This window comes from Achromobacter sp., assembly GCF_050285585.1.
Lineage (GTDB): Bacteria > Pseudomonadota > Gammaproteobacteria > Burkholderiales > Burkholderiaceae_B > Achromobacter.
Map to the genome: position 1 here is coordinate 1 of NZ_JBLZXF010000087.1, position 3,865 is coordinate 3,865.

Annotated in this window: 4 protein-coding genes and 1 pseudogene; 4 read left to right on the plus strand and 1 reads right to left on the minus strand. The window is 67.7% G+C overall.

Annotated elements, in window-relative coordinates; translation table 11 throughout:
• A pseudogene (locus tag ACN6PJ_RS31180) lies at positions 1–176 on the plus strand (CoA transferase); the annotation flags it as partial.
• A 13-nt stretch (positions 177–189) separates the two neighbouring features.
• On the opposite strand, the gene ACN6PJ_RS31185 reads toward ACN6PJ_RS31180, so the two are convergent.
• Positions 190–981, minus strand: a complete 792-nt coding sequence (locus ACN6PJ_RS31185) for an IclR family transcriptional regulator (protein WP_088147999.1) — start codon at positions 979–981, stop codon at positions 190–192.
• Positions 982–1,128: 147 nt separating this feature from the next.
• Between ACN6PJ_RS31185 and ACN6PJ_RS31190 the strand changes: the two genes are divergently transcribed.
• Genes ACN6PJ_RS31190 through ACN6PJ_RS31200 form a run of 3 tightly spaced genes read left to right on the plus strand, consistent with a single transcriptional unit; the run spans position 1,129 to position 3,749 of the window.
• On the plus strand, positions 1,129–2,097 hold the full coding sequence (locus tag ACN6PJ_RS31190; protein WP_123786142.1) for a Bug family tripartite tricarboxylate transporter substrate binding protein: 969 nt from the start codon (positions 1,129–1,131) through the stop codon (positions 2,095–2,097).
• Positions 2,098–2,130: 33 nt separating this feature from the next.
• Positions 2,131–2,823 carry an RraA family protein gene (locus ACN6PJ_RS31195; protein WP_088446295.1) on the plus strand — a complete coding sequence of 231 codons (693 nt, stop codon included), beginning with the start codon at positions 2,131–2,133 and terminating at the stop codon, positions 2,821–2,823.
• Positions 2,820–3,749 (plus strand): hydroxyacid dehydrogenase, encoded by a 930-nt coding sequence (locus ACN6PJ_RS31200; RefSeq protein ID WP_123786143.1) that lies wholly within the window; start codon positions 2,820–2,822, stop codon positions 3,747–3,749. Before ACN6PJ_RS31195 ends, ACN6PJ_RS31200 begins: the two co-directional genes overlap by 4 nt.
• The last annotated feature ends 116 nt before the right edge of the window (positions 3,750–3,865 follow it).

Sequence of the window (3,865 nt, forward strand, 5' to 3'; positions counted from 1 at the left end):
CCGGCGGCATCGCCGCCGTCACCGCCAGCCCCTTGCGGTTCTCGGCCTCGCCGGTCGCGTACCGCCGCGCCCCGCCGTTGCTGGGCGAGCACACCGAGGAAGTGCTGCGCGACGTGTTGGGGAAGTCGGCGGAAGCGATAGCCGCGTTCAAGGCGGCCACCGCGAGGGCGGACTAGGACGGCTGGCGCGTCACGGATGCCACTGCGTTCGCACGGGCGCGTGGCGCTGCGCGCCGCCGCTCAGCGCGTATGAGAGGTGGCTGGCCTTCTGGGTGACCAGCGCGGCGAACTTCCGCAGCTTGGCGCGGGGCAGCCGGCCTGCGGGCCCAGACACGCTTAGCGCACCCAGCAGGCGCCAATTGGCGCCGAACACCGGCGCCGACACGCTGGCGATCTCCGGCTCGCGCTCTCCGATCGAAATATAGAAACCGGCGCGGCGGATGCTTTCGTAGGGCTCGCCCCGTTCGCCGGAGAACGCCAGCAGCACGCGTCCCGGGGATCCCTTCTCCAGCGGTAGCACTTCTCCCATCCGGATGTGGTGGCGGATGGCCTTGGGTCCTTCCACCCGCACGAGGCAGGTCCGGATATCGCCTTCGCGCACGAAGAACGACGTGCTCTCGCCGGTCTCGCGCGTGAGTTCACGCAGAGTCGGTTCGATCTCGTTGTTGAGATCGAACGACGCCTGATAGCGCGCTCCCAGCCATCCCGCGGCAGGCCCCAGGCGCCACGCCCCATCGTCTTCACGCTGCACGAGATAGCGCGCGTCGGCCAGCGTGCGCGCAATGCGCAGCGTGGTCGTCTTGTGCATGCCGGCACGGCGGCTCAATTCCGCCAGCGACACGAACGCATCATCCAACTGGAACGCTTCGAGCAAGCGCATCGCGCGCGCCACCGCAATGACGCCGCCCGACTCGCGCCCGCCTTCGCTATCCGGAGGGGCCTCCGGTTCAGGGGATTGCGTCGATATGACCCGCTTCTTCATGCTGCTCCCGTTTCACGATACGCACCGCGTTTTATCAAACGAAATGACATTGTATAGAGCGGAACGCATTCCTATAGTGGACCCCGCCACCAGATCCGCACGACGACGGACCGGAGCAATAAAACTCTCATAAGACCGGAGACAACCATGAAACTGCTTTCCCAGGCGGCCGCGCTGATTGGCGGCCTTGTGATCGGTGCCAGCGCGCTGGCGCAATCCTTCCCGGACCGCCCCATCCGCCTGATCGTTCCGTTCCCGCCTGGCGGCGGCACCGACATCATCGCCCGCGAGTTGGGCGTCGCCCTGAACAAAACTTCGGGCTGGAACCTGGTGGCCGAAAACCGTCCCGGCGCGGGCGGCAACCTGGGCGTGGAAACCGCCGTGAAATCGGCGCCGGACGGTTACACGCTGGTGCTGGGTCAGACCAGCAACCTGGCCATCAACCCGTCGCTGTACCGCAAGCTCTCCTACGACCCGGCCCGCGATCTCGCCCCCGTCGCGCTGGTAGCCACCGCACCGCTGGTGCTGGTGGTGGCGTCCAATTCCCAATACCGGACCCTGGCCGACGTAATTGCCCAGGCCAAGGCCCGTCCGGGGGAACTGAATTTCGCCTCGCCGGGCAACGGCACCGTCGCGCACCTGACCGCAGAGCTGTTGCAGCAGTCGGCTGGCATCAAGTTGCAGCACATTCCTTACAAGGGCGCCAACCAGGCGCTGAACGATCTATTCGGCGGCCAGGTGCAGCTGTTCATGTCCTCCATTCCGACCGCGCTGGGGCAGATCCGCACCGGCAAGCTGCGGGCCTTGGCGGTCACCTCGGCCAAGCGCGTCGCCGAATTACCCGACGTGCCCACGGTCAGCGAGGCGGGCTACTCGGGCTTTGACGCCAATACGTGGTTCGGTCTGATGGCACCCGCGGGCACGCCGCCGGACGTGATCCGGACCCTGAACGCGGCCGCCAACAAAGCGATGGCGAGCGCCGAGTACCAACAGAAGATCCGCGCCGAAGGCGGTGAAGTCCTGGGCGGCACGCCCGAAGCGTTCAGCGAACGCCTGCACAAGGACCACGCGTTGTGGGCCGGCATCGTGAAGCAATCCGGTGCGCGCATCGACTGAACCCCTTCTCCTTCCTCTCCCGAGATAGCCATCATGAGTGAAAAATCCCTGCCCGCCATCCGCCGCGACATCCAGCGCGTGCGCCCCGAACTGGTCCGGGCAGCCAGCCAGTTCCAGGCCGCGATCCTGGCCGACGTAGGCGGCCGCCGCGGCGCGCTGGGCGGCAGCATCGCCCCGCTATCGCCCCGGATGAAGCTGGCCGGCCCCGCCTTTACGGTGGAACTGCGCCCCGGCGACAACCTGATGTTCCACGCCGCGCTGGCCCTGGCCCAGCCCGGCGACGTCATCGTCGTCGAAGGCAAGGGCGACCGGACGGCCGCGCTGTGCGGCACCATCATGACGACCCAGGCCCAGGCGAGCGGACTGGCCGGCTTCGTGGTCGACGCGGCCGTGCGCGATTCCGACGAAATCATCGAAAGCGGCTTCCCCGTTTTCTCCGTGGGCACCAATCCCAACGGGCCGACCAAGGGCCTGCCCGGCCGTGTCAATTGGCCGGTATCGCTGGCGGGCGTCACCGTGAATCCCGGGGACCTGGTCGTCGGCGACGCCGACGGCGTGGTGGTGGTGCCGCGCGAGAACGTTGCCGACGTCCTCGCGCTGGCCCGGCAGAAAGTGGAGGCCGAGGCGCGCCGCATCGCGGAAATCAAGGAAGGCAAGCTCGGCGCGCCCTGGCTGGCGGACGCGTTGCGGGCGGCGGGCGTCCTGCATGACGGAGAATCGCTATGAATCCCGGCGCCAAATCCGTGGTGCTGGTGACCGGGGCTGACCTGGCGGACGAGGCCGTGAGCGTGCTTCGGGACTATCGCCTGGTCTATGCCGGCGCGCGCCCGACCGAAGACGATCTGCTGACCCTGGTGCGCGAGCACGATCCCGTCGCACTGATCGTGCGCTACGGCAGGATCAGTGCGACGCTGATCGGCGCCGCCCGGTCGCTGCGGGTGATATCCAAGCACGGCAGCGGCATCGACACCATCGACAGCGCGGCGGCCAGCGCGCGCGGCATCGAGGTCAAGTCGGCGGCGGGCGCCAATGCCGCGGCGGTGGCCGAGCATTCCATCGCGCTGCTGCTGGCCTGCGCCAAATCCGTCGTGCCGTTGGACGCCCGCATGCATGCGGGCCACTGGGACAAGGCCACGCACAAGAGCATCGAACTGGCCGGCCGCTGCATCGGGTTGGTAGGACTGGGCGCCATCGGCCTGCGCGTCGCCACGGTAGCGCGCGCTCTGGACATGCGCGTGATCGGCCATGACCCCTATGCCCGCGACATCCCGTCCTGGATCGAAACCGTCAGCCTGCCCCGGCTGTGGGCCGAATCGGACGCGATATCGTTGCATTGCCCGCTGACCGAGTCCAACCGCGAACTGATCAACGCCGCCACGCTGGCGCAGTGCCGCGACGGCATCTTGCTGGTGAATACCGCGCGCGGCGGCCTGATCAACGAGGCCGACCTGCTTGCCGCCGTGCACAGCGGCAAAGTGGCCTGCGCCGGGCTCGACAGCTTCCAGCAAGAGCCACCGCCCGCCGCGCATTGCTTCCAGGGGCAGCATCGGCTGATCCTGAGCCCGCACGTGGGCGGCGTCACGCACGACGCGTATGTGAAGATGGGCGTCGGCGCAGCCCGCAACGTCCTGCAGGTCCTGCAAGCCGGATAGGCTCAAAAAGAAAATGGCCGCTGATTCCAGCGGCCATTTTCAGGTCAGGTCAACCCGTTACGCCACGGCGACGGGAATCTTGCCGATCTTGGCCTGCCATTCCTTGGGTCCGGTCG